Below are 23,753 nucleotides of genomic sequence, written 5' to 3' on the forward strand. Positions count from 1 at the left end.
TTGCATTTCTAAAAATGGCTATAAAAATTAATTGGGATGCGATGGGTATTGCTACTTCTGTGGCCTGTGCCATACATTGTGCCATTTTGCCCATAATTGCCACCAGCTTACCCATATTTGGCATCAACATTATTCATAATCAGATATTTGAATGGGGAATGATCGCTTTGGCTTTTGTAGTTGGATCATACTCCTTATTTCACGGTTATATTAAACACCATCATTCATTATCTCCTGTATTGATCTTTGCAGTGGGATTTGTTTTTTTATTACTAAAACAAATCTTTCATCAACATGAGATATGGTTTTTGATTGTTGCTGTCATCTTTATCATCAGTGCACATTATTACAATTATACGCTTTGTCATAGGAGTAAATGCGCCTCTCCGCATCATAAGCACTAATAACAAAAAATTCCAAAGGGGCTTAAAAAATATTATCTTGTTGTAAAATAGTATACAATGAGAAAAATATTATTGCCATTATTCGTATTTATATTTTCAACAAGTCTTTTATCAGCACAATCAAAAGATGAAATGATTGTCAGAAATGTTTTAACACAACAAACTGCAGCATGGAACAACGGAGATATCGACTCCTTTATGGGTGGGTATTGGCAAAATGATTCTCTTATGTTTATTGGCAATAGTGGTGTTACTTATGGCTGGGAAAAAACATTGGAGAATTATAAAAAAAGTTATCCTGATACGGCAGCAATGGGTAAGTTAAATTTTGATATCTTGGAAGTAAAACGATTATCTGTTATGTATTTTTTTGTGGTAGGTAAATGGCACCTGACCAGGAGTATTGGTAATATCGGCGGAGCTTTTACCTTACTGTTTAAAAAAGTAAAAAATAAATGGGTAATTGTTGCCGATCATAGCAGCTAAGGATAAGTAGCCATTTTGGTAAATAAATATTTACTGCAGAAAAAATACGATACAGTTAAACCCAGTGCTGATGCGGCTATATCTCCTAGATCAAATGTTCTCCCAAAAATAGGGATCAATTGCAGATATTCATTAATAACAAGCAAAGCAAAAGAAGTAAAACAAAACATTTTCAGCACGTAGTTATTCAGCAGGTTAAAATATTTTGACAACAGCCAAAAACATCCCAAGGGCAATAAAAATGCACCGAGCAAATTAGGTGCAACTCCTAATATATATTTTAAAGGTTGCGGAAAATTAAAATATGGCCTCAACCCCCATTTAATTATCCAGATAATTAACGTACCGGAGATAACAGAAAGTTTACAAAATAGCTTAGGGGACATAAGGTTTGTTTGTACTTGCAAGATAAGTTTATTATATATAAATAGAAATCCGTACCGATGGGTATTTATCTCTCTATTATTGTTGAAAAAATATCACTGCTTTTTGTTCAAGGTTTGCTTCCATTTATTTCTGAAATACATGAGTAGTAAAGCAAAGGTTACTAAAAACCAAACATAAAAAATGTAATTCCAGATAGTTGGCGATCCTTCAAAAAAAGCCAGGTCAAAATAAATACCAATCGTCATGTTCACCAGCAACCACAACATCGCCATAGAAATAGTTTGCACTATTCTTAATAAAAATGCTCTTACATCTGGTTCCATTTCCGACATTGCTGTAATTTATTTTAAAAGCAATTGTTTAAATGCGGCAGAATCTCCATTGAATACATTAAAATCTACATAAGCATCTATTCCGTTAACATGTCCTGCATCATTGTGTTGCCAAAATAACCAACTTCTTTCAATTCTTGGTTTATCTTTTACTAAATAATGTGCCACCCACAATGGATAGTCACTAAACTTGTCTGCCAGACATCGCTTATAAAAATCTGCTCCGGTATAAATGATCGGTTTTACTTTATAATGAATTTCGACCATTTTCAACCAATCACTCACTCTTCGCTGCAGGTCGGCTATGCTCACTCCATTCAATTGCTCTACATCCAAAACCGGAGGCAGATCACCTTTTGCAAGTTGCACATTTTCTATAAAGTTTCTTGCTTGTTCAACGCCATCATTTTCAGAATCAAAAAAATGATATGCTCCTCTTGGTATGTTGTTTGCTTTTGCTTTTCCCCAGTTGGTCTCAAAACGATCGTCTGTTCTTTCTATCCCTTCAGTTGCTTTTATAAAGCAAAAACCAATTTTGATATTATCGATCTGCATTTGTTTAACTTCCTCCCAATCAATATCAGATTGATAATGGCTGATATCAATCCCGTGCATTGAATAGTTTACGGGCAGATCGATCCCAAATGAGGTATATCTAACAATTCTTTTTTCTCCGAAAAGATAAAAAGCCATCCACGCCAGTATCATCAATGCCAATAAAATGATGATCGGCCATCTTATTAAAATCCTATTTTTATTATCGATAGACCTATTTTCTGTACTCATTCCTACCCTTTAAATTATTACCGAATTTCTCAATTTTTATATAAATATGGCTTGTTTTGGCATATTATTTGCACAAAAGGGCAATATTTTGTCATAAAGCAACGTTAATTTAAAACGTTGATTTTTAAACGATTGTACTTAAATGAGTTTACTGGTCAATTTGAATAAGAGAAACCTAACATCCAATGCTATGAAATTACTTGTTAAACTATTTGTTTTTACAGCAGTCCTGTGCGTCCAAAAAGCGCAGGCCAATAACCTTGGCGATACTACCAAAAAGCAATTGCTGGCAGACCTGACCACAAAAATAGAACCTGTATACATTACAAAACCTGCTAATGTTTCGTTTCCGGAAATCCTAAAAGGGAATGAAGAAGAAAGTCTGAGTTATATTCAAACCTTCAGCAAAAATCGTCGTGAGTATATTATAAGAATGTATAATAAGGGTAAAAAACTATTACCTAAGGCTGCGGCAATTTTAAAAAAATACAATGTACCACAAGAATTTAAGGTGCTGTTAGCGCTTGAATCTGCTTATAACCCTGATGCATTATCATGTGCAGGGGCAGTTGGTTACTGGCAGATCATGGATTGTGTTGCAAATGAATACGGTTTAAAATATGTTACACAAGTGAGCAAGGAAGAAAGAAAGAAAATGATGAAGGAAAATCCGAAAGCTGCAGACAGTGTATTAAAAGCAAGAGCCAAATTAAAAGATGAAAGAAAAAACTTCAACACTTCTACAGCAGCTGCGGCCCGTTATTTAAGAGACAGAGTAAAAAATCTAGGTAATAACTGGTTATTGGTTGCTGCAAGTTATAATTGCGGCGTAGGCAATGTTTGGAAAGCCATCAGACAAAGTGGTAAAACCAATCCTACTTTTTGGGATATCAAACAATTTCTTCCCGAAGAAACCAAGGCATACGTAATGAACTTTATCACGTTGAATGTGCTTTTCCATAACTACGAGAAATTTTCAAAAAATGCGTTGACATTTGCTCCCGAAAAAATACTGATCGACAATTTTGAGCAAAATATCATGTCTGAAATGAGTCAGAAATAAGAAAAGTGCTGTTTTACAACTTCAAAGCCATTAACAATTAACTTTGCGGTATGCCGCAAGTGAACTGGACAGATACAACTAATTTATTAAGTAAACTTACCGTAAGAAGAGTTTGGAATGGTATAAAAGTGCTTGGCAGTTTTTATGCAAGCCGCATTCTTAATAAACCGGTACAATGGGGATATCCGGTTTCAATTTCATTTGAACCAACCACGAGCTGCAATTTACGTTGCCCAGAATGCCCAAGCGGATTAAGAGCATTTACCCGCCCTACGGGCATGCTGCAGCAGGATTTTTTCAGAAGCACTATTGATGATATTTACAAAGAATTATTATACCTGATCTTTTATTTTCAAGGAGAACCTTTTTTAAATCCTGATTTCCTGGAAATGGTGAAATATGCTTCTGCAAAAGGTATTTATACCGCCACTTCTACCAATGCACATTATTTAACGGATGAGGTTGCTAAAAAAACCGTTGAAAGTGGATTGGACAGATTGATCATTTCAATAGATGGAACCACACAGGATGTATATCAACAATATCGTGTAGGCGGTAATGTAAGCAAGGTAATTGCCGGGGCTAAAAATATTGTAAAATGGAAAAAGGAACTGAACAGCAAAACTCCATTTGTCTTCTTCCAGTTCCTGGTGGTAAAACCCAACGAACATCAGATAGAAGATATAAAAAGATTGGCCAAAGAAGTTGGTGTGGATGAAGTGCGCTTCAAAACTGCACAGGTATATGACTACGAAACTGATCCAAACAACCTTATTCCTACCATTGATAAATTCAGCCGTTACAATAAAAATGCTGACGGCACTTATACAGCAAAAAATAAATTGACCAACCGCTGTTGGAAAATGCAACATGCCAATGTGATCACCTGGGATGGACTGGTAGTACCTTGTTGTTTTGATAAAGATGCCATGCACCAGTTGGGCAATTTAAAAAACCAGTCTTTTAAAGAGATCTGGCACAATGATAATTATAAACAATTCAGGTCAGAGTTAATGAAAAGTCGCAAAAACATTGATATCTGTGCTAATTGCAGTGAAGGTGTTTCTGTATGGAAAGATTAATTTTGCTTTATGCCATCAATCTTTAATAACCGCCTCAGGCAAATAACATTATTACTGATAATTATTTTATTGGCAGGGCTGCTATTACAACAACTTTACATTTTTTTACCCGGATTTTTAGGGGCCATTACTTTATATATTTTATTAAGAGAAAGATATTTTCATCTTACCATAAAAAAAGGATGGGGAAAAACAATTACGGCGCTACTATTCATTTTTGCATCGCTTATTTTAATTGCTGTTCCTATCTATTTTTCAATAGTATTACTTACGCATAAAATATCTATGTTGATCAATAATCCTGCGGAAATTATCATGAACGCAAAATTGGTTGGCAAAAAACTGGAAGCACTGATCGGCATTCCATTACTAACAGATGCTAATCTGTTAGCATTGCAAAAAAAAATAACTACTATTTTACCGCAGATACTCAATAGCTCGGCAAATATTCTGAGCAATTTTGCTATCATGTTTTTTATATTATACTTTCTATTAATGAACGGCAAAGAAGTAGAAAGATATTTAGAAAAATTCATTCCGTTAAAAGAACAAAATGTTGACCTATTGGGCATTGAGACAAAGAATATGGTAAAGGCCAATGCCATCGGGATTCCAGTGCTTGCGATCATACAAGGTATTGTAGCCGGCATTGGGTATAGCATTTTCGGCGTTAAAGATGTAGTACTCTGGGGATTTTTAACCGGAGTATGTTCCATGATCCCTATAGTTGGTACTGGTATTATATGGGTGCCACTCACCGTATATTTTTTTGCAGTCAATAATATTTCATCGGGTATAGGGCTCCTGGTCTATGCCATCGTACTAATTACTAATATTGATTATGTTGCCAGAATAACAATCTTAAAAAAACTCATCAACGTACATCCTTTAATAACTATTTTTGGGGTGCTGGTTGGTATTGGTTTGTTTGGCTTCTGGGGAGTGATATTTGGCCCTTTGCTGATCAGTTATTTTATTATCCTGATAAAAATCTATATTAACGAGTTTGTGTTGTTGAAAAATGACACGCCATAAATAGTAAGCCTAATCTCCTTCCATATGAGTATCGAAACAGATATTAAACAGTCCAAATTCAGAAACGAATACCAAAAGGTGATCATTAATATTCTCTTTACCTACAATTGGCTGGCCAACCAACACAAGCCTATTTTTGAAAAAGAGGACCTTACCATGCAACAATTTAATATCCTGAGAATATTAAGAGGTAGCAGAGACCCCTTATCTACTCTTCAGATAAGAGAACGCATGCTCGATAAAATGAGTGACACCAGCCGTATTGTTGACAGGCTTGTTATTAAAGGTTTTGCAAAGAAGGTAGTTTGTAAAACAGATAAACGCCTGGTAGATGTAACCATTACTGAGAACGGAAGAAAGATATTAGCCAGGCTGGATAAGCAGGAAGAAAAAATGGATGAGATCGTTAATTCTCTCAGCGAAGCGGAAGCCAAACAATTAAGTAAGTTATTGGATAAAATGAGGAAATCAGACAATTGATCTTTGTAATAAATAATTTTAACCCTGATACAAAAACTCTATAAAAACAACAATGAAACTCTGTACTACAGTTATCTCCATTTTATTATCTCTAACTATCACGGCTCAAAATATAAGAATAAAAAAACAGGATGTATTTATAAATGACTCTCCTTATTGTAAGATCATCGGCAAAACCGGTATCAGTGCTGCCTTAAGTAATGAACAGGATTTCACGATCGCTTCATTAGCCGGAGAAGAATTGATCTATGTTAAAAAAGCGGGCAATAATTTTATCACAGTAACATTCCTTTCTGATGGCAGAAGAATGAAAATGAAAAAATCACCTACCGCCCTTACAGGACAAAAGGATTTTATAAAAAAAATGTATGATGCCAATTTATTGGAAGATGGTATGATCAATAACTATAACAGAGAATTTTTTCTTGAAAAAACGGAGGACCCTGAGCAAAATGGTGACGTGGTGGTTACTTCTGCCAACGGAACTTACAATGTTGTTGAAAGAAATCTTACAGAAGCTGTTTCTGTATATGAAGATAATATTGAACAAGACGGTCAGGTTATTGGCACTTATATCATCGCCGACGAAGCCACCAACGATGGGATAGCAAAATCTGTAGTAACTTTTTATTTAATGAATGGCACTAGGGCTGCTAAACTAGATGTAGAAAGCGCAAATACAAGAAATAACACCTTGCTTACTTTCAAAAACAATAACCTGGTTACTTTACAGGAGCTTTCCGGCAGTATTTATGATAAAGGATACGAAAATATAAAAGCAACAGCCCTTTGGTTAATTAAGAGAGGCTATTTATAAGTAACCTTGATAATAAAAAAGTAAACCCTCCCTGTAAAGCGGAGGTTTTTTACTTCCATAGAAGCGCATTTTATCTACCTTTGCCTTTCTTAATTATTCATTTTTAATTATCTCATATGCCAGGTTTTGAATTTTTTGGTAACGAAGAACGTAAAGAAGTAAATGATGTATTAGAAACAGGTATCTTAATGCGGTATGGCTTTGATGGCCCACGCAAAGGAATCTGGAAAGCTAAAGAAATGGAAGAAGCTGTTTGCAAAACCTTCGGTAGTAAACATGCTCATTTATTAAGCAGCGGTACGGCAGCTTTAACAACAGCTATGAGTGCGTTGGGTATTGGCTATGGTGATGAAATTATTCTGCCTTCTTTTACTTTTGTCGCAAGTTTTGAAGCCGTGATCAGTGTGGGTGCCATTCCTGTGTTGGTTGATGTGGACGATACGCTTACGCTAGACCCGGCGGCGGTTCGTAAGGCTATCACGCCAAAAACAAAATGTATCATGCCTGTACACATGTGCGGCAGTATGGCAGACTTAGATGCATTACAAGCAATATGTAAAGAACATAATTTATTATTACTGGAAGATGCCTGCCAAAGTATTGGCGGTTCTTATAAAGGAAAAAAACTGGGCACTATCGGAGATGCCGGTACATTCAGTTTTGATTTTGTAAAAACAATTACCTGTGCCGAAGGCGGTGTAGTAATGACCAATAACGCTGATGTACACACGAAATGTGATGGTTATACCGACCATGGGCATGACCATTTAGGTGTTGACCGTGGTGCAGACCTGCATCCATTTGTAGGATACAATTTCCGTATCAGCGAATTGAATGCAGCTGTGGGATTGGCGCAAATAAGAAAACTGGATACCTTCTTATCTATTCAACAAAAAAATCACACTATTTTAAAAAATATTTTATCTGCTATTCCTGAAGTTAGTTTTAGAAGAATACCAGATGAAGCAGGTGACAGCAAAACCTTTTTAAGCTGGTTCTTACCAACAGCTGCATTAACACAAGCTGTTGTTGCTGAATTAAAAGCACAAAGCATACTAGCCGGTAATTTTTATTGGTTTGATAACAATTGGCATTATATCCGCAAATGGGATCATCTTAAAAACAGCATTACACTTAATGCATTAAGCCCCGAGCATAAAGCTGCTGTGATACATCATGCTAATAAAGATTTTGCACCAAGCGATGCCATTATGAGTCGTTGTATATCTACCGCTATCAGTTTATCATGGACCGAAGAACAAGTAACAACTAAAGGAGAACAAATGGCTGCTGCTATCCGCAAGGTATTGAGTGAGCAAAAATAATTTCCGCATGATCTACATAACGCAACTCATTTACGTTATAGAAGGAAAAGAAACTGTCTTTCATAAGTTTGAAGAAGTAGCTATTCCATTGATCGAAAAATACAATGGGCAACTTTTATTGCGGGTGCGTCCGGATGCAACCGCAATGATTGAAGCCTCGATTGAATCTCCTTATGAAATTCACGTGGTAAGCTTTGCTACAGAAAAAGATTTTGACAATTTTAAACAGGATGAGGAAAGAAAGAAATTTCTTCATTTGAAAGAGGAGTCGATACGATCAGTGTTGATGATCAAGGGAGAGAAGATTTAGACAGTGTTTACTCCGCCGTTGTTGGTCGCTGACCAACAACCTCCGCTTCGATGAAAACTCAACAATGGTATGCTGTACAAGTGATCCGCCGCGGCGGAAACGATGATGACCAAAGCTAAAATGCTTGTCCCCAAAAAATTACAGCACCTGCACAATCAAAAATTTCAAATAATGCGTATTCTCCTGTCCTCGTATAATTGGGTGATCGGCAGATTGGGCATTGAAAACAACTTGACGTATTTTTCGCTTGGCATCTTTGGCAGCAGCGGCAATGATATCTAAAAACATTTCGGGCTGCACCAGGTTGGTACAACTGGATGTAACTAAAAAACCTCCGGGTTTAACTAGTTTCATTCCACGTAAATTAATTTCTTTGTAGCCTGCTTTGGCTTTATCAATGGTGCTGCGACTTTTGGTAAAAGATGGGGGATCCAGCATCACCACATCCCAACGCTTTTCTTCTTTGGTCCAGTTTTTTAATACATCAAATGCATTCACACATTCAAATTTGCAGACCTCTTCCAATCCATTCAATGCTGCATTTTTATTACACATATCAATGGCACTTTGTGAGATGTCTAATCCCAACACAGATTTAGCACCATAAAATCCGGCACTAATTTCGAAAGACCCGGTGTAACAAAATGCCCCCAATACATCCGAACCTTTTACAATATTTTGAATGGCTCTACGGTTATCCTGCTGATCTAAAAAGTAGCCGGTCTTTTGCCCGTTGGCAATATCTACATTGAATTTGATGCCATTTTCATTGATGATGATATTGGTATCAAATGGTTCTGATAAAAATCCTTTGTGTTGCTCCAATCCTTCCAGCTCACGGATCGGCACATCATTGCGTTCGTAAATTCCTCTGGGAGCAAATAGTTCGTTCAATGCTTTTACAATAGATGGCTTCCATACATCGATTCCCAATGCCAGGGTTTGTATCACAAAGTAATCGTTGAATTTGTCGATGATCAATTGAGGAATATCATCCGCTTCACCGAAAATAAGCCGGCAGTTTTCGATATAGCCCAGTTTTTGACGGTACTCCCAGGCTTCTTTTATTTTATTATAGAAAAATTGATCGTCGATATTTACGTTCTTATCTCTTGTGAGTAACCTTACAGATATCTGCGATTGAGGATTGTAGTATCCTTTGCCGATGAAGATCTTATCGAATGTGAATACATTCACTATCTCTCCGGGCTTGGCGGCGGTATCTTTTTCTTTGCCGGTATTTACTTCATTGCTGAATATCCACGGATGCCCGTTTTCTACCCTGCGACTAATATTCTTATTCAATATAATGCTCTTCATGGCGCAAAGGTAGTTGTTGCAGATAAGTTGCCACGAATATGAAGAAATATTTCACTAAGCACCATGGAGATACACTGAGAAAGTATTCGAATTTGAACAGATCAATCAATTAGCACATCCTCTTTGTGAAAATTAATGGTATTTGAATTTACCCTCCAGCCTGTCGCAACTCTCTACCGAACCTAACCTGAATTTGAAAGGAATTTTTGTGATTTTTTCCAATTTTATCTCCTGCTTACAGAAAAACCCTAATTGATTGGCATAAAAATTACCTGCCAATACAGGAACTGACAATGTATTATTTTTTTGAAGTGAGAAATGTGAAACCCCCGTTGCTGTTGGGGTTTGTAAATATTTTTTTTCTGCCACACCAGCAGAATCCCATGTCATATTTTGAGCAAAGCTACCGCTTGCCACAAAAACCATGCAAAAAAATAAAATTTTAGCTTTTTTATTCACTTTACTAGATTCATTGTATGTAAATTTACGTTGTTATCGTAACAATATTGCTTAATAAAATACTATTAACCCCCGTTTGGGGATAGGAAAATGGCCTTAAGTCAGGGATTATATCAAAAACAATTACAGAAATTATCTCCGCAACAAATTCAGTTGATGAAATTGTTGCAGGTACCTACTGCCTTGCTGGAAGAAAGGATCAAAGAAGAACTGGAAGAGAACCCGGCACTGGAAACAGGCGAAGAAGAAACCGAAGAGTTTGAAAATGATACTACCGAAGAGTTTGAAACAGAGGGAGAAGACGAATTTGATCTGGATGGAAGCTCGGATGAATACGACAATATAGATATCAGCGAATATGTACAGGATGGTGACGATGATATTGCCGATTACAGAATGAAGGATGAAAATTATCCTGAAATGGATGATGGTAAAACTATTCCACATAAAGTGGAGACCGGTTTTAATGAATTGATGCTGGAACAATTGGGCATGTTAAATCTGGATGAACATCGTCATAAAGTAGCTGAACAAATTATCGGAAACCTGGATGATGATGGTTATTTACGTAGAGAAATAAGTGCTATAGTGGATGACCTGGCATTCAGACAAAATATACAAACCACTGAAGAAGAAGTGGGTGAACTGGTAGCAGAGATACAGCAATTTGACCCCGCCGGTGTGGCTGCCAGAAATTTACAGGAGTGTTTATTACTACAACTGGAAAGAAAGATAGACGATGGCGAACATGTAGAAATGGCCATCAAAGTATTGGAAAAATACTTTGAGGAATTTACAAAAAAGCACTACGAAAAAATTCAACGTGGGTTAAATATTACTGACGACCAGTTAAGAGGCATTATCAACCAGATAATTAAGTTGAGCCCTAAGCCAGCAGGTAATATTGGTGAAGGCAATAAGAATGAAGGTTATATCATTCCGGATTTCTTTATTTTGAATAATGCCGGTAAGTTAGAACTTACCTTAAACAGCAGAAACGCTCCAGACCTGCGCATCAGCGAAGGTTACAGAGATATGCTGAAAGATTATGACAAGGGCACCAAAAAAGATAAGCGACAAAAGGAAGCTGTACTTTTCATCAAGCAAAAGATCGATTCTGCTAAATGGTTCATTGACGCTATCAAGCAAAGGCAACATACGTTATTAAGCACAATGGGTGCTATTATGGATTATCAGTATGAATTTTTTGTTACAGGGGACGAAACTGAAATGCGCCCGATGATCTTAAAAGATATTGCGGAAAAAACCAACCTGGATATCAGCACGGTAAGCCGTGTAGCTAACAGTAAATTTGTGCAAACAGAATTTGGTACTTACAGACTAAAATTCTTCTTCAGTGAAAGTTTACAGACCGACAGTGGCGAAGAAGTGAGTACCAGGGAGGTAAAAAAGATACTAAGCGACCTTATTGAAGCAGAAAGTAAAAAACATCCTTTAAGTGATGAAAGATTAACGGAGTTACTGCAGGAAAAGGGTTATAACATTGCAAGAAGAACCGTTGCCAAATACAGAGAACAATTAAATGTACCGGTGGCAAGATTAAGAAAAGAATTATGATAACAAACGACAGACAATGGGCAAGTGACGACAGGCCAGCCAATACTGACTCTCCGGTAATTGTAAGGGCATTGGCACATTTTTTCTCTTATGTGTTTCATCCTTTGTTCATTCCTCTTTATGTAACATATTTTTTAACATTTGTACACCCGTCGTACTTTGCAGGATTTGCTCCTCAACAAAAAACATGGCTTTTAATAAGAGTGGCTTATATAATGATCTTCTTCCCTTTGCTTACAGTTCTGCTTTTAAAGGGGCTCGGGTTCATCAATTCCATTTTACTTAAAACACAAAAAGACAGAATAATCCCTTATATCGCATGTGGTATATTCTTTTTCTGGAGCTACCAGGTCTTTAAAAATCAACATCAAATACCATTAATACTAACTTCATTTTCTTTTGCTGTTTTTCTTTCCTCTTCAGCAGCACTGATGGCTAATATCTACTTTAAAATAAGCATGCATGCTATTGGCATGGGTGGCGTAATAGGGTTATTTCTGGTTATCATGCAGCAAAATACTATGTTAATGACCGTACCCCTAACGGTTGCCTTATTAATTACCGGTATTGTTTGTACTGCACGTTTACTCATCAGCAATCATACCAATAAAGAAATTTACATTGGATTATTAATGGGGATCGTTTGCCAATTTATTGCAGCAGCCATTAATTTGTAGATTTTTTATTGCATTATTATATTGCTGTCTTTTTTTTTCTTATCTTAACATTTGTTGTTCTCGATTGCCTGCCCGTTATTAATTTTTTAATACATATTCAATGCATTTATCACCGAGAGAAACGGAAAAGCTATTACTTTTTTTAGCAGGCGAATTGGCTTTAAAAAGAAAACAAAGAGGGTTAAAACTAAATTATCCCGAAGCAATTGCACTTATCAGCTCACATTTACAGGAAGCTGCCCGGGATGGCAAGTCTGTTGCAGAACTCATGCAATATGGTGCCACTATACTAACCAGAGCAGATGTAATGGAAGGTGTTGCCGAAATGATCCATGATGTACAAATTGAAGCAACCTTTCCAGACGGAACCAAACTGGTGACCGTACATGACCCTATAAGATAAAAAATGCCCCCTTCCCCTAAAGGGGTGTAAAGGCGGGGCTTTTACTTAGATATAAATCACTACTCTTGAAAAAACATTATTACATAACTATTAAACAAACTCCAACTCCCCTTTAGGAGATGGGGGCAAAGAACTATGATTCCCGGAGAATATATTTTAGCTAAAGGCGATATTATCGCTAACGAAGGAAGAAGAACTACAAAATTGGTTGTAGTCAATAGCGGCGACAGGCCTGTACAGATCGGGTCTCACTTTCACTTTTTTGAAGTGAACAAACAAATGAGTTTCAACAGATCTGCCGCTTTTGGGATGCGTTTAAATATTGCAGCAGGTACAGCCGTTCGTTTTGAGCCGGGAGAAGAAAAAGAAGTAGAGTTGACTGAATTTGGCGGCAACAAAAAAATATTTGGCTTTAATAATTTAGTGGATGGGAATATATCCGATGCCAATCTTACTAAAGCATTGGAAAAATCTGCCGCTAATCATTTCAAAAACGATGTGCAATAATTAAATAGCTTGCTTATGAAAAAGATAAAGTTTTCGGGTGTTGTTGCAATAGTGTTTATTACAACCTCCGCATGTTTTGCCCAGACAAATAATACAGCTGGCCTTTCCGCCATCCGTGAACCGGACCTGAAAAAAGATCTGTATGAATTTGCAGATGATCATTTCAAAGGCAGAGAAGCAAGCACACTGGATGAGTTGAAAGCTGCTGCCTGGCTGGCAGAAAAAGCACGTGCCGCTGGATTAAAGCCGGCAGGAGATGATGGTTCCTATTTTCAATATTTCAATTTATACAGAAACAGAGTAACCAATAACACAACTGTTAAAATAGGAGAACGTAGTTTTTCTTTATTAAAAGATATGCTTATCTCCCAGATTGCTCCGGCAACAGTTTCTGCACCAATCGTATTTTTGGAAAATATTAATGATCTGGAAAATATTGATATAAAGGGTAAAGCTGTCGCATTTAAAGTATCAAAAGATGACAATTATTTGAGCATCCCTTTAGAGCATAGAAAATATTTAGGATATGTATCCAGAAACTATGCCCCCGCTTTTATTAATAAAGGTGCGGCTGCTATTATTTTTATTGCAGATGATATTTCTGAAAACAGCTGGGCAGAAAATATTCCATATTTAACCATGGGGTCGTATGATATAGAAGGTGGTCCATATTCTAAAACAGAAAATAAGCCTCCTTATATTTGGTTGCATCAATCCGAACTTGCGTTTATAAAAAAAGGGGAGCAAACCCTTACAGCTTCAATCAATGTAGAATCATATTTATATCCATCTATTAATGTGGTAGCAAAAGTAGATGGCACCAATCCGGGTTTATCTAAAGAGTATGTACTATTCAGTGCTCATATAGATCATGACGGCATCAGAACTCCCGTAGGAACAGACTCTATCTACAATGGTGCTGATGATAATGGTAGTGCCTGTGTAGCGCTACTGGCCATTGGCAGAGCTTTTAAGAAACAACCGGGTAAACGTTCGGCATTATTTGTTTGGCATGGTGCTGAAGAACGTGGCTTATTAGGATCAAAATGGTATGCTACTCATCCTACTGTGCCTAAAAAATCTATCGTTGCAGTTTTGAATGCTGATATGATCGGTAGAAATAACCCCGACAGCGCTGCATTATTGGGATCAACAATTCCTCATCTTAATTCAAAAGATCTGGTGAATATGGCTTTATCTGCTAACAAAGAAGGGCCGAATTTTAAACTGGATAAAGAATGGGATAAGCCAGACCACCCTGAAGGATTCTATTTCAGAAGCGATCATTATCCTTATTCAATGGAGAATATGCCGGCAATATTTTATACTACTTTATTACATAACGAATACCATACACCATTGGATGAAGCATCACATATCGATTATAAAAAATTAACAAAGATGACAGAATGGATGTATAGAACAGGATGGAAAGTAGCTAACGCTAATACACGACCGAAATTAGATTAAATTACTACTACAGTTTTACTATAATGAATTATTAATATTTAATTGCGAAGTATACATGAGTTTATCTATCAATAGAATTAAGTACGCCAATATGTACGGCCCAACTACAGGAGATAAAGTACGTCTGGGAGATACAGAGTTATTTATAGAGATTGAAAAAGATCACACCGTTTATGGAGACGAAGCAAAATTCGGTGGCGGTAAAACTATACGTGATGGTATGGCACAATCGGCAACGGCTACACGAAAAGAAGGTGTGCTTGATCTGGTCATTACAAGTGTTATGATCATTGATCACTGGGGAATTGTGAAAGCTGATATTGGTATTAAAGATGGGAAGATCGTTGGCATCGGCAAAGCCGGCAACCCCGATACCATGGATGGTATTACTCCTAATATGGTTATTGGTGCAAGCACGGAAGTACACGGTGGAGCTGGTTTAATAGCAACAGCCGGGGGTATCGATACACATATACATTTTATTTGTCCGCAGCAGATAGACCATGCTTTATTCAGTGGTATCACTACTATGATCGGTGGTGGTACAGGTCCGGCAGATGGAACAAACGCAACCACTGTTACACCGGGTGCCTGGAATATTCAAAAAATGCTGGAGGCCGCTGAAGCTTACCCAATGAATCTTGGGTTTTTTGGAAAAGGAAACTGTGCCGCATTGGAACCTCTGGAAGAACAAATTGAAGCCGGCGCATTAGGTTTAAAAATTCATGAAGACTGGGGAAGCACCGCTGCGGTAATTGACGCTTCATTAAAGATTGCCGATAAACACGATATACAAATTGCTATCCATACCGACACGTTAAACGAAGGTGGATTTTTAGAGGATACCATCAATGCCATCAATGGAAGAGTGATACACACCTTCCATACTGAAGGTGCCGGTGGTGGGCATGCACCGGACATCATCAAAGCTGCGATGTACCCTAATGTATTACCATCCTCCACCAACCCTACCAGACCATATACTGTTAATACAATAGATGAACATCTGGATATGTTGATGGTATGCCACCATTTAGATAAAAATGTTCCGGAAGATATATCTTTTGCAGATAGTCGCATACGTCCTGAAACAATTGCGGCAGAAGATATACTGCATGATCTGGGTGTATTCAGCATGATGAGTAGTGATAGTCAGGCAATGGGGCGTGTAAGTGAAGTGATTACCCGTACCTGGCAGACAGCACACAAAATGAAAGTGCAACGAGGAAGCCTACCCGAAGATGAAGGAAAAAATAATGACAATTTCAGAGTAAAAAGATTCATTTCAAAATATACGATCAATCCGGCTATATCACATGGCATCAGTGAATATGTAGGTTCAATAGAGCCGGGCAAACTGGCAGACATCGTTTTGTGGAAACCATCGATGTTTGGTGTGAAACCTGAAATGATGATAAAAGGAGGAATGATCATCGCTGCAAGAATGGGAGACCCTAATGCTTCTATCCCAACACCACAACCTGTTATCTATCGCCATATGTTTGGCGCAGCGGGCAAAGCTCTATTTAAAACCTGTGCCACATTTGTTTCAAAGTTGTCAATAGAAAAAAATGTTATTCAAAGCTATGGCTTACAAAAAATGTTATTGCCTGTAAAGAATTGCAGAAATATTTCTAAAAAAGATCTCATCCATAATGATGCTACACCACAGATAGATGTGAATCCGGAAAACTATGAAGTAAAAGTTGATGGTGAAGTAATTACATGTGAACCAATGGCAGTGTTGCCATTGACACAACGGTATTTTTTATTTTAGGAATAGAATAGGGATGACACTGATTAAATGGATTTACACTGATTTTATTTAAATGCTAGTACAAAAAAAGATAGGAAATATTACTGATCACACCAATACAAGTAAAACTATTGATTGGTTAATGCTTGAATGGTTCGAGACAAACAAGCGAATCCTACGCAAACGAACACAATCCGGTGTAGAGGTATCATTAAAATTTTTACAGGATAACCCTTTATTGACTCAAGGAGATATTTTATTTGAAGACGAAAAAACGATCATCGTTATCGAAGTATTAGCTTGTGATTGCATGGTAGTAGCTCCTAAGAATATGTTTGAAATGGCTTCTGTTTGTTATGAGATCGGCAATAAACATCTTCCATTATTTTTTGAAAATGATGAAGTGTTGGTTCCTTTTGAAATGCCTTTATACAAATTACTTACTGCCCAAGGCTATCTGGTAAAACAAGAAAAAAGAAAATTATTACAACCATTAAAAACAACGGTTGCTCCGCATGGTGCAGACAGAGAAACACTATTTTCTAAAATAATGAAACTCACTACTACCAATGAATAATGCTTTGCTGAGTTTATTACATTTAACTGACCCTACTTTGCCGATTGGTGGCTATTCTCATTCGGCCGGATTGGAGACGTATGTACAACAGGGCATTGTAAAAGATACAGCAACTGCAAAAACATTTACTTCCCAGATGTTATCGCAAAATCTGCAGTATACTGATGCGGCTTTTCTTTCATTGGCATTTGATGCCGCGGAAAATAATGATATCAAAAAAATAATTGAGCTGGATGAATTATGCACTGCTGTGAAATTGCCGCAGGAAATGCGACAGGCAAGTAATAAACTTGGATTACGTTTAATAAAAATATTTCAGCCGCTAGGCAAGAATGAGCTTACGGAAACTTATGCAGCCAATATCAGGTCACAAAATATTTTGGGACATTATTGCGTTGCGTTTGGTTTATACGCACATGCGATGAAAATTTCAAAAAAAGAAGCATTGACAGGTTTTTATTATAATGCTGCTGTTGGCTTTGTTACAAATAGTGTTAAGTTGGTTCCGTTAAGTCAGCAAAGTGGTCAAGAGATATTATTTTCATTGCATACGTTGATCAATGAATTAGCAGAAAAAAGTTTACAGCCTGATGAAGAATTGATCGGTTTATGTTGTGCCGGATTTGATATTAAATGTATGCAGCACGAAAGATTGTATTCGAGATTGTATATGAGTTAAGCATTATGAATTATGAGTTGTTATGAAATTGAAGAGGAGGAATACAGTTACTAATGTACAAGTGTGCGACGCCTGTGAAGTTGAATAGAATTACCAATGTTCGAAACAAAATATAAATAGCCTTGGCATTTATGCCAAGGAACAAAAAATATATGGAAAGAAAATATATAAAGATCGGTGTTGCCGGTCCGGTCGGCTCAGGAAAAACAGCATTGATAGAAAGACTAAGCAGAGCCATGCACAACAATTACAGCATCGGTGTGATAACAAATGATATTTACACGAAAGAAGATGCAGAATTTTTAACCAAAAATAGTTTATTGCCAAAAGAAAGAATCATTGGGGTAGAAACAGGCGGTTGTCCGCATACAGCTATACGAGAAGATGCCAGCATGAATTTAGAAGCTGTGGAAGAAATGGCCAATCGTTTTGCTGACATAGAAATTATTTTTATTGAAAGTGGGGGAGATAATCTTTCTGCCACATTTAGTCCAGACCTGGCAGATGTAACTATTTTTGTAATTGATGTTGCCGAAGGTGATAAGATCCCTCGTAAAGGCGGACCCGGTATTACAAGAAGTGATCTGCTGGTGATCAATAAAATTGATCTGGCTCCGTATGTAAATGCTGATCTGAATGTAATGGAAAGAGATGCAAGAAAAATGCGTAATGGCAATCCTTTTGTTTTTACCAACCTGATGAGTTTACAAGGTCTGGATAATGTAATTGGCTGGATAAAAAAATATGCTTTGCTGGAAGAAGGAAGTGAACCGGACTTGGTAAGATAATTAGTGAATAAAATTCATGTAATAAATATTTGAAAGCAGATCTAAACATAGCGGTCTTTTTACGTGATGGTAGTACAAAATTGGGTAAGTGTTATTTTACACCGCCCTTTAAAGTAATGAACATAACCGAAGACAAGCAATCTGAACAATTACATTTAATGGTGATGAGTTCTTCTCCCGGAATTTTGGACGAAGATGAGTACACTATGAAAATCGGTATTGAAGAAGAGTGTTCGCTGCAATTACATACTCAATCTTATCAACGATTGTTCAATATGAAAAAGGGAGCTACTCAATCTATGGAAGTGACCTTACAAAATAATGCATCGTTTGTTTACCTGCCTCACCCGGCAGTACCGCATGAGAACTCGATCTTTACCGCTAAAAATAAATTTTACCTGAAGGATAATTATTTTTTTCTTTTTGGAGAAATACTAACCTGTGGCAGAAAATTGAATGGTGAAGTTTTTCAATTCTCCAAATACCATAACATCACCGAAGTGTTTATCAATGATACATTGGTGATAAAAGAAAATCTATTGATGCAACCAATATTAGTAGATGTACAGGCAATGGGCCAACTGGAAGGGTATACACATCAGGCCAGTTTTATTTTTTTACACGATGGTACAGATATGCAATCATTGTGCGATGAAGTGTATGATTTTCTTCTTTCAAAAAATGAAATAACATTTGGCGTTTCAATCACACATTGCAATGGCTTATTGGTAAGAATCCTGGGGTACAAGGCAGAACAACTCTACACCTATTTAAAAAATATTGCTTCACTAATACAAGAAAGAAAAGAATTACTTGCAAGTTGAATTAGAAATATTGATCACTGCTGCAATTACAATTGCTTGCCTGCACACTGCTACGGGCCCCGATCACTATTTACCTTTTATTGCCTTGTCAAAATCTAGAGGATGGAGTTTTGGTAAAACTTTATGGTGGACAATCATCTGCGGATGTGGTCATGTATGGAGTTCTGTTTTGCTGGGTTTAGGCGGTGCTACTATAGGATGGTCTCTGTCAAAGATCAGCTGGCTGGAAAATATCCGTGGAGGCATTGCCGGATGGGTGTTATTGTTATTTGGATTGATCTATGGAATATGGGGATTGTACAGAGCTTACAGAAATAACGCACACAAACATTTCGATACGTACGAAGACGGAAGCATCTATGTATATGAACATAAACATGGTCAGGCGGTACAAACAAAAGAAAGACACAAAGTAACTCCATGGGTAATGTTCATTATCTTTTTACTGGGACCATGTGAGCCGATGATACCGTTATTATATTTTCCTGCAGCAAAAAACAGCTGGTATGGGATGATCGTGCTGATCGCTGTATATACTTTTTTTACATTGGCTACAATGATTGTAATGGTTGTATTGGGCTATTACGGATTGGCATTCACAAAAACAGAAAAGATCGAACGATATGTACATGCAATCGGAGGACTAACGATATTTATTTGCGGAGTAGGGATGGTGTTTATGGGATGGTAATAATTTCACAGAGAATCGCAAAGGCACATAGAGAGATTATTCGTATCATGAAGCTTTTTAAATTTTCAAGTCCTCTCTGTGTAACTCCGTGCATTCTTTGTGATCACTGTAAAAAGATTTATTTAATTAATAACTTATGAAATTTCTCCATCTCGCTTTTTTCTAAAGCTGACACAGGTTCATTGTTATCAAACTTCATTTTTAAAAACATCACTCTTTTATGTTGTGGATATTTTTCCAAAATATCTGTCATTAATTTTTCTGTAACAGTATCCTTAGTAACAATTGCAGCTACAGTTTTTGATGCAGGAGCCCTTTCCTTCACCGGTTTTTTTAGTATGATCGCCTGCAGTGTTGCCAATTTACCCGGGGGAATATCAGGCAAATTTTTTGCCTTCTCATACAATCCCTCTAATTGCTTTCTGCTTAATCCACCTCTTTCCTGGTAATGAAAATGTACACTATTTAAAAATTTGGATGTTGGGTTAATGGCAAGCGTAGCTTTTATTATATCCATTACAATATCTACATCGGGATTTATCTTATGCTTCATAATAAGATGATGAATGTACGAATAACAATGCTGATTCAGGTATATTTATCAGCGCAGATTGCTTAAGAGATGGTTTTTATTGCTCTGCCGATCACTTTTCCTTTGTTATATAACAACATGGTGTAATTTCCTTTTTGTCCGCTGTCTGCTGCTAAAGAAAATTTTAATTGTTTAGCTTCTCCTTTTGTGTAATCAAATCTTATTTTACGGGAATAAATTTTCTTCCCTTCGTTGGTATCAAAACTGCCGGACTCCCAGGCATTTTTAAGCACTTTTCCATCTGGCTGAATAACCACTACCACTAATTCTGCATTATTCAATGTAGTTGTATTCTTTACAACAAAAGTACCTACCAGTTTTTCTGTTTGCTCTGCTTCTGTCACTTCTACTTCATTGTTGTTACTGGCTGTCAACCGCAGGTCTGAAGCGGTAAAAGAAGATTCGCTATTATTTTTTTCTGTTATTGCCTTTGCAGAATTATCTGTTTGTTTTGTGTTTTGAACAATTGCATTTGCATTCCCGGTATATTCAGCAAGCATTGCATTCAATCGTTTATTCTCATTTTCTATGTCAATATTTCTGTTCCGTAGTTCATCTACTTTTAATTGCAACTCGCCGATCTTTTGTTTGGCCAAAGACAGGTCAGCCAGAGAACTATTATCTTTCAACAAAGAAGCGATCTCATTTCTAAGTGTGTTAAAATCTGTAAGCTTGGTATTAAGGTTTAATTTTAATGAATCCTCTTTTGTTAATGACGAATTATGTTGAAACTGATTAACAGTTTCGGCATAAACTTTTTGTAATGAATCCCTGGTTGTATTAACTAAAAGATTTGTATGCTTTGCTGCAATCGCAGTTATGCTTTTTTGTTCTTGCGATTTGGTATAAAAATTATACCCTAAAATACACAACAAAATAAATGAAGCCAGCAGCAACACGATTGAAATAGCCAACAGCGGATAAAATTTAGTATCCTTCATGTATATTGTTGAAAATATTTTTTTGTGGGTGAATGATCTTTATTTGCCGATTATGCTTTCATCAACATAGGCAGATATCCAACCTACCTGTCCGTTCTTTACCAGATAAAATTGTTTCTTTTCGTAGATGCCCTCAAACTGACGCATGATCTTTAATAATAAACCTGTTCCTGCCAGCAATGCCTTTTGATCAAACACTTTATTTACTTTTTTCACTTCTGTTCCGATTGCCGCTTTATCCAGCGTTACATCAGTGATGTTCTTTACAATAAATTCATCAGAAAATTCTGCAGCATTCTTTGCCAATTTTTCGCTGAATTTTTGCACTTCATTATAAGTAACAGGTACAACAGGATTGTCAATCATTTCCGGGAAAAGCAATGTTGCAACAGACCAGGCAATACCACCGCTGAAAGCAATATTATCACTCATGCTATAAGCGCCGCTAACATTCACTGCGTAAGTGATTTCAGTGTTTGGGCTACCGGCCAATACCCTGTATAATTGCTTGTTGAAGTTGGCTATGCTCAGATCCCCTTCACATCTCTTTTCTACTGCATTGGCAATACTTTTAGTACCCCAGGTAAGTTGAAATAGTTTGAGGTTTTTTGTATTCTCATCAGGAAAGTAGCCACCCTTAGTATTTCCACTTCCGATATCAACTAAAAATGTAGTGAATCTTTTAGACTCAGGCACAATCCCTAAATGCGATAACCTGGCTTCGTCTATTACATCAATTACTTCAACACGACGTTTGGGCTCTGCTATTCTTATTCTGAATGAATCTATCAGCGCATTTATCCAACTGGTTTTATTGTCTTTTTCTGCCTGCATTTTTACACCACTGCTGATAACAGTAAAAATCTTATCGGATGCAATTTCATTTTGTTTGTTTGCAACAGTATACAAACTGGTTAGTTCTTTCAATGTTGCGGTAAATGATGAAGGTGAAAAAGAAATAAAGTCCGTATTGACAGATGTGTCTTTTAATAAATTAAATGTTCCTGTATTTTGTGCTTTGTTGGCAATTTCTATAAAACTCATCTTCACCCCTTTTGAGCCCACTTCTATTCCTGCGTACACGGCAGACCTTTTGAATTTTAGTTTTAAACTTGTTTGAGCGTAAGTAGTACCTGCAGCAAAAACGATCGTAATCAAGGAAAGGCAAAAACGTTTTAGTAAAATACGCATCATTGGTAAGGTCATTTAGCTATAAAAATACTAAATATCCTTGTCTGTGCTGCATTACAAAGGCTACTGTGAAAAAAATGTGTTAAACTACACTCAACCAAAAATAGATAAACTAAACAATCTCTACGTATCAAAACTTCTTACATCAGTATTCTTTAATAAAAACTGATTGATCGCATCATAATTTCTGTCGGGGGAGCTGATACGATATAGATAAATGGCATCGCTATCCACTTTCATTACTTTGATACACCTGAATTTCATATCATGCTCTGCAAAAAAAGCCTCCAATGCACTTTTAAAATTCGGAGCTACTTCAATGGTATGGATCCGATAGTCTTTTACCCGATGTAAACTATTGATAAAGCGTTGTACCGGTTCCAGTACAAACAAAGCAATCAATACCATCCCCGAAACTACTATTGTAAGCGGATAGTTATGATAGCCTATCGCCATTCCCAAAGCTGCGGTGATCCATATCAATGCTGCGGTAGTAAGTCCGTTTACAGAGATTCCTTCTTTAAAGATCACACCGGCGCCAATAAAACCAATACCTGTAACAATATTACTGGCAATCCTATCCGGACTCCCATTACCGGTTTCTTTAGATAAAATTGTGTACAAGCAAGATCCCACGCAGATGAGGATCATTGTCCTAAGCCCCGCCGGTTTACTTCTAAACTCTCTTTCGAGCCCGATAACCGCACCAATGATAAATGCAAATGAAACCTGGGCTGCCTCTTCAAAATAAATTGTAATATCCATTTTAAAAATCGTTTTGGAGGTTACATTT

The 23,753-nt window shown here is 36.9% G+C and carries 29 protein-coding genes; 20 read left to right on the plus strand and 9 right to left on the minus strand.

All coding sequences use genetic code 11. The features are described 5' to 3' along the window. The first annotated feature begins 14 nt into the window (after window positions 1-14). Entirely contained in the window at window positions 15-404 is a 390-nt protein-coding gene (locus tag LK994_RS04020) for a MerC domain-containing protein (protein WP_229761599.1), read from the plus strand. A 57-nt stretch (window positions 405-461) separates the two neighbouring features. Continuing rightward, the gene (locus LK994_RS04025; protein WP_229761600.1) at window positions 462-890 is read left to right on the plus strand and encodes a YybH family protein; all 429 of its coding nucleotides are present in this window, start codon (window positions 462-464) and stop codon (window positions 888-890) included. Here LK994_RS04025 and LK994_RS04030 read toward each other — a convergent pair. The 3 genes from LK994_RS04030 to LK994_RS04040 all read right to left on the minus strand — a co-directional run bounded on the left by LK994_RS04030 (window position 887) and on the right by LK994_RS04040 (window position 2,395). Then, a complete protein-coding gene (locus LK994_RS04030) occupies window positions 887-1,276 on the minus strand; it encodes a hypothetical protein (RefSeq protein ID WP_229761601.1) in 390 nt (129 codons plus the stop codon). The genes LK994_RS04025 and LK994_RS04030 overlap by 4 nt on opposite strands. Before the next feature lie 93 nt (window positions 1,277-1,369). Further along, window positions 1,370-1,609 carry a hypothetical protein gene (locus tag LK994_RS04035; RefSeq protein WP_229761602.1) on the minus strand — a complete coding sequence of 80 codons (240 nt, stop codon included), beginning with the start codon at window positions 1,607-1,609 and terminating at the stop codon, window positions 1,370-1,372. A 9-nt stretch (window positions 1,610-1,618) separates the two neighbouring features. After that, window positions 1,619-2,395, minus strand: coding sequence for a glycoside hydrolase family 25 protein (locus LK994_RS04040; protein WP_229761603.1), 777 nt, complete (start codon window positions 2,393-2,395; stop codon window positions 1,619-1,621). 190 nt (window positions 2,396-2,585) lie between these two features. Between LK994_RS04040 and LK994_RS04045 the strand changes: the two genes are divergently transcribed. The 7 genes from LK994_RS04045 (at window position 2,586) to LK994_RS04075 (ending at window position 8,507) form a co-directional block, all read left to right on the plus strand. Next, window positions 2,586-3,458: a lytic transglycosylase domain-containing protein gene (locus LK994_RS04045; protein WP_229761604.1), complete on the plus strand. Its 873-nt coding sequence runs from the start codon at window positions 2,586-2,588 to the stop codon at window positions 3,456-3,458. Window positions 3,459-3,508: 50 nt separating this feature from the next. Beyond that, window positions 3,509-4,540 (plus strand): radical SAM/SPASM domain-containing protein, encoded by a 1,032-nt coding sequence (locus tag LK994_RS04050; protein WP_229761605.1) that lies wholly within the window; start codon window positions 3,509-3,511, stop codon window positions 4,538-4,540. Between the two features lie 9 nt (window positions 4,541-4,549). Next, complete coding sequence (locus LK994_RS04055) at window positions 4,550-5,575, plus strand: AI-2E family transporter (RefSeq protein WP_229761606.1); 1,026 nt, start codon at window positions 4,550-4,552, stop codon at window positions 5,573-5,575. Window positions 5,576-5,599: 24 nt separating this feature from the next. Continuing rightward, on the plus strand, window positions 5,600-6,055 hold the full coding sequence (locus LK994_RS04060) for a MarR family winged helix-turn-helix transcriptional regulator (RefSeq protein ID WP_229761607.1): 456 nt from the start codon (window positions 5,600-5,602) through the stop codon (window positions 6,053-6,055). Between the two features lie 52 nt (window positions 6,056-6,107). After that, window positions 6,108-6,872, plus strand: a complete 765-nt coding sequence (locus LK994_RS04065; protein WP_229761608.1) for a hypothetical protein — start codon at window positions 6,108-6,110, stop codon at window positions 6,870-6,872. Between the two features lie 116 nt (window positions 6,873-6,988). Beyond that, window positions 6,989-8,197: a DegT/DnrJ/EryC1/StrS family aminotransferase gene (locus LK994_RS04070; RefSeq protein ID WP_229761609.1), complete on the plus strand. Its 1,209-nt coding sequence runs from the start codon at window positions 6,989-6,991 to the stop codon at window positions 8,195-8,197. 7 nt (window positions 8,198-8,204) lie between these two features. Next, a complete protein-coding gene (locus LK994_RS04075) occupies window positions 8,205-8,507 on the plus strand; it encodes a DUF1330 domain-containing protein (protein WP_229761610.1) in 303 nt (100 codons plus the stop codon). A 138-nt stretch (window positions 8,508-8,645) separates the two neighbouring features. Here LK994_RS04075 and LK994_RS04080 read toward each other — a convergent pair whose 3' ends face one another. Then, on the minus strand, window positions 8,646-9,827 hold the full coding sequence (locus tag LK994_RS04080; RefSeq protein WP_229761611.1) for a class I SAM-dependent rRNA methyltransferase: 1,182 nt from the start codon (window positions 9,825-9,827) through the stop codon (window positions 8,646-8,648). Between the two features lie 132 nt (window positions 9,828-9,959). Continuing rightward, window positions 9,960-10,253, minus strand: a complete 294-nt coding sequence (locus LK994_RS04085) for a hypothetical protein (protein ID WP_229761612.1) — start codon at window positions 10,251-10,253, stop codon at window positions 9,960-9,962. A gap of 123 nt (window positions 10,254-10,376) precedes the next feature. Between LK994_RS04085 and rpoN the strand changes: the two genes are divergently transcribed. The 11 genes from rpoN to LK994_RS04140 all read left to right on the plus strand — a co-directional run bounded on the left by rpoN (window position 10,377) and on the right by LK994_RS04140 (window position 20,236). Further along, entirely contained in the window at window positions 10,377-11,864 is a 1,488-nt protein-coding gene (rpoN, locus tag LK994_RS04090) for an RNA polymerase factor sigma-54 (RefSeq protein WP_229761613.1), read from the plus strand. Further along, entirely contained in the window at window positions 11,861-12,541 is a 681-nt protein-coding gene (locus LK994_RS04095) for a DNA translocase FtsK 4TM domain-containing protein (protein ID WP_229761614.1), read from the plus strand. The genes rpoN and LK994_RS04095 overlap by 4 nt, the downstream gene beginning before the upstream one ends. A 100-nt stretch (window positions 12,542-12,641) precedes the next feature. After that, on the plus strand, window positions 12,642-12,944 hold the full coding sequence (ureA, locus tag LK994_RS04100) for an urease subunit gamma (RefSeq protein WP_229761615.1): 303 nt from the start codon (window positions 12,642-12,644) through the stop codon (window positions 12,942-12,944). Between the two features lie 135 nt (window positions 12,945-13,079). Beyond that, entirely contained in the window at window positions 13,080-13,451 is a 372-nt protein-coding gene (gene ureB / locus LK994_RS04105; protein WP_229761616.1) for an urease subunit beta, read from the plus strand. Between the two features lie 15 nt (window positions 13,452-13,466). Further along, window positions 13,467-14,921: a M28 family metallopeptidase gene (locus LK994_RS04110; protein WP_229761617.1), complete on the plus strand. Its 1,455-nt coding sequence runs from the start codon at window positions 13,467-13,469 to the stop codon at window positions 14,919-14,921. A gap of 55 nt (window positions 14,922-14,976) precedes the next feature. Continuing rightward, complete coding sequence (gene ureC, locus LK994_RS04115) at window positions 14,977-16,698, plus strand: urease subunit alpha (protein ID WP_229761618.1); 1,722 nt, start codon at window positions 14,977-14,979, stop codon at window positions 16,696-16,698. A gap of 52 nt (window positions 16,699-16,750) precedes the next feature. Then, entirely contained in the window at window positions 16,751-17,254 is a 504-nt protein-coding gene (gene ureE, locus LK994_RS04120; protein ID WP_229761619.1) for an urease accessory protein UreE, read from the plus strand. After that, complete coding sequence (locus LK994_RS04125; protein WP_229761620.1) at window positions 17,247-17,933, plus strand: urease accessory protein UreF; 687 nt, start codon at window positions 17,247-17,249, stop codon at window positions 17,931-17,933. The genes ureE and LK994_RS04125 overlap by 8 nt, the downstream gene beginning before the upstream one ends. Window positions 17,934-18,085: 152 nt before the next feature. Then, on the plus strand, window positions 18,086-18,721 hold the full coding sequence (ureG, locus tag LK994_RS04130) for an urease accessory protein UreG (protein ID WP_229761621.1): 636 nt from the start codon (window positions 18,086-18,088) through the stop codon (window positions 18,719-18,721). A gap of 29 nt (window positions 18,722-18,750) precedes the next feature. After that, window positions 18,751-19,545 carry an urease accessory protein UreD gene (locus LK994_RS04135; RefSeq protein ID WP_229761622.1) on the plus strand — a complete coding sequence of 265 codons (795 nt, stop codon included), beginning with the start codon at window positions 18,751-18,753 and terminating at the stop codon, window positions 19,543-19,545. Next, window positions 19,535-20,236: a hypothetical protein gene (locus LK994_RS04140; protein WP_229761623.1), complete on the plus strand. Its 702-nt coding sequence runs from the start codon at window positions 19,535-19,537 to the stop codon at window positions 20,234-20,236. The genes LK994_RS04135 and LK994_RS04140 overlap by 11 nt, the downstream gene beginning before the upstream one ends. A 118-nt stretch (window positions 20,237-20,354) precedes the next feature. Here the strand turns inward: LK994_RS04140 and LK994_RS04145 are convergent, their stop codons facing one another. The 4 genes from LK994_RS04145 to LK994_RS04160 form a co-directional block, all read right to left on the minus strand. Continuing rightward, on the minus strand, window positions 20,355-20,789 hold the full coding sequence (locus LK994_RS04145; RefSeq protein WP_229761624.1) for a hypothetical protein: 435 nt from the start codon (window positions 20,787-20,789) through the stop codon (window positions 20,355-20,357). A 62-nt stretch (window positions 20,790-20,851) separates the two neighbouring features. Next, entirely contained in the window at window positions 20,852-21,769 is a 918-nt protein-coding gene (locus LK994_RS04150) for a hypothetical protein (protein ID WP_229761625.1), read from the minus strand. Window positions 21,770-21,808: 39 nt separating this feature from the next. Continuing rightward, complete coding sequence (locus LK994_RS04155) at window positions 21,809-22,963, minus strand: hypothetical protein (protein ID WP_229761626.1); 1,155 nt, start codon at window positions 22,961-22,963, stop codon at window positions 21,809-21,811. 120 nt (window positions 22,964-23,083) lie between these two features. Next, complete coding sequence (locus tag LK994_RS04160) at window positions 23,084-23,725, minus strand: MgtC/SapB family protein (protein ID WP_229761627.1); 642 nt, start codon at window positions 23,723-23,725, stop codon at window positions 23,084-23,086. Between the last annotated feature and the right edge of the window lie 28 nt (window positions 23,726-23,753).

This window comes from Ferruginibacter lapsinanis (genome assembly GCF_020783315.1).
Classification (GTDB): domain Bacteria; phylum Bacteroidota; class Bacteroidia; order Chitinophagales; family Chitinophagaceae; genus Ferruginibacter; species Ferruginibacter lapsinanis.